We start from the raw sequence: 3,536 nt of genomic DNA on the forward strand, positions 1-3,536 counted from the left end.
CTTCCCGAGGTGACTGCCACCGTGACGACGACGAAGAGTGACTCCCCGACCTCCCTGCCGGTGCCTTCCAAGAAGGCCACGAGGAGCGTCAGCAGTGCCGTGGCGACGGCGGCCCTCTGCACCACGTTCGCGTGCTCCGGTCCCCAGGTGCGCCCGGCTCCGGAGCCTGAGCCGTGCCCGGCAGGCGCCACCAAAGGCATGAAGAAGCTGGGCATGGAGATTGGAGACGACGAGGCGGCTACTTTCGTTCGGGGAACGCAAAAATACGTAACGGTGAAGGAAGGTACTGCGCAGATCATTGTGGGGTCGGACTACGCCACTCTGTCTGGGCGACTCATTATCGCCGAGCGCGTCTATGTCCGACTGACTCGAGCGCGATTTCGCGGAGAGAGCCTCCCCGTGTGCTTGGAGGTGCGAGACACCTCGGACAACCGCGGACTGGAGATAGAGGGTGGCGGAGGGGAGTCTGGAAAGGCGCGCGTGTACTCTGCCGTTTTTGTCAAGGCAGTGAGTGAGTTTGAATGACCTGTCGTTGTTGGGCAGGCGCCCGTGAGTCGCCAGCGGCGTCGCCGCTGGCTTGGTAGGGGAGACGTCGCGTGCATCATTCTGTGTCGGCCGTGCTGCTTTTCCTCCTCCTCGCAGGGGAGGGAACGGCCCTAGCGCAGTCGCCCGCCTCCACCGTGGGACTGAGCGTTCGCCGAATCGAGCTGGTCTCGGATGATGTTCAGCCAGCACCTGAAGTAGCAGTGAGCCCAGGGCTCTCGACGGTGTTTATCTTCGATTCGGAGGTGAGTCGAGAAGGGGTGACGCTCGAGGGGCGCGAGCGCTTCTCGGTCGTGGATGCTGGCCTCAGTACGATGCTGCGCTTGGTTCCTTCAGAGAAATTCAATCCGGGTGACCGACTCAAGTTGACGGTGCGCTTTCAGGATGGTGCGGCCCCGGCGAGTGCGACGTTTGTCCTGGTAGCGCACCCCGCACGGTCAGAAGCGCTCGTCGAGGTCTACCGGCGCAAGAGGAGCGTCGAGACATACCAGGAGGAAGTCCGCCAAGCGCGCATCGAGGCTGAGCAATGCCGAGAGGAGAATGAGCGTCTGCGCGCGGAGCGAAATGCTCCTGATGGGCTGACAGGACTCATCTCGACGGAAGTCCTCAGCAAGCGAGGCGTTGATTTCCGCGACGTGACCAAGGGGGTGACCGAAGGCCCAGGAGCGGCAGCCGCCAAACACTATGTCGCTGCATACCGCACGGCCCGCAGGGTGGCTGTTGAGGTCATCCTCATGTCACGGGGGGACGACCAACCGTGGACAGCAGTGGGGGCGATGCTCAGGGGCAAGGCCAACGAGGAGTTGAGGGTGCTTCGAGTGTGGCAGTCCGGTCCCATGGCCCCCGGTTCGACGTTCCAGCGAGTGGTGGTTGAGGCCGAGGCTGCATCTGAGTCCCCTCAAGGGAGCTTCACGCTCAAGCTCTGGGACGCGGATGGGCGCCGCACCGTCACCCTGGGCAACGTCACTTTCCCTTAACCTTGCGAGCACTGCCTCCAAGCACTTTCGTGGGTTTCCGACATTGGGGGCTTGTGCCGAATGTTAATCTAGGGTCCAATGGACTGTACCTATTAGTCTAGTTCATTCTGGCGTGCCCTGGAGGGCGATGTGTTCCTCACTGTGCTGGAGTGCGCGCGCGTAACTGCGCGCTTCCTTGGTGGCTGCGGAGGGCGCCCGGAGGGCGACGCGCCTGAGCCACCTTCCTAGCTCCACCTCGAAACAGGCGTTGGGCTCTCGCGCTGCGTCGAGGACCTCCCGCACCGCCATGTGAGGCGCGTGCTGGTGGTCCTCGTGCGCCGAGTAGCCGTCTGCACTTCGTCGGGCCGCGTGCCTGATGAGCGTTGAGGAGCCCTTCCTCAGTCATCCCTATTCGCGTTTGGAGTCATGAGCGGAGCCGGGCCTGCCCGGTGCCGTGGCGTGACACGTCTGCCTGCTGTTGGGGCGGGGCTGGGCTTCCCAGCGCCGTGACGTGACACGTCTGCCTATGGCTCGGCCCAACCGGCCGGCTGGCGACTCCCGCAATGCAATGCATCCACCCTGCAGCCCGGCGCCCTGCCGGACTGAATGGGAGACCTCTGTCCATTGCCCCGCCTGCGGGGCCTTCACAGGAGACATCGATGTACATGCGCTGGGCCGTCGTGCTGCTGCCGCTGCTGGTTCCCGGAACAGGGTGGGCGGAGGAGATTGCCTATGAGGACGACCTGGCGAAGGTCGAGGAAGACACCGTCCTCCTTGAGCCAGAGGTGGACGAGCAACTCGAGCCCTCCATGGACGAGGGTGACGCCCTGGTCGAGGAAGAGCCGGACTCGTCCAACTCGGGCTCTGGCTGGGCGAACCGGCTGAGCCTGGAGACCACCACATGGGCGTTGCTGCCTCGCCGTGGAGCGGGGACGGACGAAGGCTTCCTTCAGGTGCAGCCGCGGCTGGAGCTCGTCAAGCCGGACATCCTCCAACTCGACCTCGGGGCCCCGGTGCGGTTGCGCATGTGGGGCGCAGAGGCGGGTGCCAGTCTGGTGCGGAAGGAGGACTGGGACGAACTCTCCGACTGGGGCCAGGTGGTGCAGAACCTGATGGTGGGAGGGGACGCGCCGAACTTCGTGTGGGTGGGTGCCTTGGAGTCCTACACGCTGCTGTCCGGGCACCTGGTGCGCCGCTACAACAACCGGGGCAACCCCGACTACCACCCGGCCGGCGCGGTGGTGACGGCCATGCTGAGGCCCTTGTACGTGGAGGCCTTCGCCTCGGACGTGCTGGGCGCGCGGCTGATGGGAGCGGAAGTCGCCCTGGACATGCAGCACGTCCTCTTCGGCCGCCCTCCCTACCCCATGCAGTACACGCTGGCGCTGTCCGCGGTGCATGACTGGGGCAAGGCCGGAGGGATGTCGGAGCCGATGACGCTGGCCCACCTGGATGGGACGGCCATGCTTGTGCGGCGCCGCAACCCCGAAGGTGGCTTCGAGTTGCAGGCGAATGCGGGCTGGGGCGGACGCCCTGGCGAGGGCGGTGTTTGGGGCGCGGTGGCGGGGTTGGGAGCGGAGTACCTGACCTCGAAGATGGACATGCGCGCGCGCCTGGAAGGCCGCCTTCAGCGTGGAGGCTTCCGGCAGGGGGCCTTCGGCCCGGACTACGAGCTGGCGCGCTTCCAGGTGGCAGGCCCGGCCGCCGTGCCGCAGGCGGACGCTCCCTTTCCAGACGGGTACTCGGCCTACGGCGAGCTGATTTTGAGCTGGGACGCGGAGAGCCTGAGTGTCTTGGGACAGCGTCACTTCCGCCTGACGATGGGTACCGAGGTCTTCAACTGGGGCCGGGTGGACGTGGACGGCCGGCTGGAGACGCAGCTCTTCCACCGGAACCTCTCGGTGGGGGTGGGCGGGGTGGCGGTGGGTGCGGGCCAGCCGGGAGTGCGCTACCTCGCCTCGGGTGACGCGCGGTGGCGCTTTCTGGGCGGGAAGCTGTACGCGGTGGGGCAGGGCGGCACGCTGCTCTTCCCGACAG

General features: G+C 66.0%; 2 protein-coding genes and 1 pseudogene. All 3 read left to right on the forward strand.

Annotation, left to right across the window (positions count from 1 at the left end; all coding sequences use genetic code 11):
* Window positions 1–525 (forward strand): annotated as a pseudogene (locus tag ACLEQD_RS39365) (serine/threonine protein kinase); the annotation flags it as partial.
* A 71-nt stretch (window positions 526–596) separates the two neighbouring features.
* A complete protein-coding gene (locus ACLEQD_RS39370; RefSeq protein WP_223738454.1) occupies window positions 597–1,520 on the forward strand; it encodes a DUF2381 family protein in 924 nt (307 codons plus the stop codon).
* Window positions 1,521–2,158: 638 nt separating this feature from the next.
* Window positions 2,159–3,536 (forward strand): hypothetical protein (locus tag ACLEQD_RS39375; RefSeq protein WP_410391050.1); only part of this gene is annotated, 1,378 nt, incomplete at its 3' end.

Source organism: Corallococcus sp. 4LFB, assembly GCF_046520365.1.
In the GTDB taxonomy this organism is placed as follows: Bacteria; Myxococcota; Myxococcia; order Myxococcales; family Myxococcaceae; genus Corallococcus; species Corallococcus caeni.